Genomic DNA, 1,073 nt, shown 5'->3' with positions numbered 1-1,073 from the left:
GCCGCCATGTCCACGTCGCGGATCCGCGACTCGGAAGCGGTGAGGTTCTCCTGGTAGGTCGCCAGGTTGTTCAGGCGATGCTCGAGGCGATTCTGAACGGCGCCGAAGTCCGCACGGACCTTGGAGACGTTCTTGATCGCGTCGTCGATGCTCGAGATGTTCGCCAGCGCGCCACCGGACTCGAGCGCCGCGGACGCGCCGGACGCGCTCGTGATGTTCGTGATGCCGCTGAGGCCGCCGCTGGCGATCGTGCCGCTGAACTGCGCGGCCGTCGTCGAGACGGTCTCGGAATCGTTCGCGCCGACCTGGAACGAGAAGCCGCTGGTCGTGTTGAACACGGCGGTCCCGTTGAACTTGGTCTGCGTGACGATGTCATTGATCTCCTGCGAGATCTGCGACACCTCGGCAGCGATGGCGCCCTTGTCGTCAGAGCTGTTGGTGCCGTTCTGATACTGCACCTTCAGGTCACGCACGCGCTGCAGCATCGAGTGCACCTCGGTGAGGGCACCTTCTGCGGTCTGGACGAGCGAGATGCCGTCCTGCGCGTTGCGCTGGGCGACGGCGAGGCCACCGATCTGACCGCGCATCTTCTCGGAGATGGCGAGGCCCGCGGCGTCGTCCGCGGCACGGTTGATGCGGTAGCCAGAGGAGAGCTTCTCCATGGACTTGGCCGCAGCCGTGCTCGTGGTGTTCAGCTGCCGGTGGGTGTTGAACGCCTCGACGTTGTTCTGGATGCGAAGGCCCATGATCTAACACTCCTTGTTGATCGAATTCATACGGGCTGGCGAGGAGACTCCATGTCGCCTCAAACGAAAAGATCGGCCCCGAGGGACCGATCTTTAGGCACTACATGAGAACTCGACGAGCGACTTAGCGCAGCAGCGAGAGGACGCCCTGCGGCGCCTGGTTGGCCTGAGCCAGCATCGACGTGCCGGCCTGCTGGAGGATGTTCAACTTCGTGAACTTCGTCATCTCCGCCGCCATGTCCACGTCGCGGATCCGCGACTCGGAGGCGGTCAGGTTCTCCTGGTAGGTCGCCAGGTTGTTCAGGCGATGCTCGAGGCGGTTCTGGA

Annotated in this window: 2 protein-coding genes; both read right to left on the bottom strand. The window is 63.7% G+C overall.

The features are described 5' to 3' along the window. Nucleotides 1-746, bottom strand: a 746-nt coding sequence (locus tag G569_RS0129520) for a flagellin N-terminal helical domain-containing protein (RefSeq protein WP_028066083.1), incomplete at its 3' end; no start/stop codon positions are given. A gap of 124 nt (nucleotides 747-870) precedes the next feature. Beyond that, nucleotides 871-1,073, bottom strand: a 203-nt coding sequence (locus G569_RS52595) for a flagellin (RefSeq protein WP_037500209.1), incomplete at its 5' end; no start/stop codon positions are given.

The sequence above is a fragment of the Solirubrobacter soli DSM 22325 genome, assembly GCF_000423665.1.
Classification (GTDB): domain Bacteria; phylum Actinomycetota; class Thermoleophilia; order Solirubrobacterales; family Solirubrobacteraceae; genus Solirubrobacter; species Solirubrobacter soli.
Note: the sequence above shows the minus strand (reverse complement) of the source record. Positions and strands in the feature narration are given on the sequence as shown.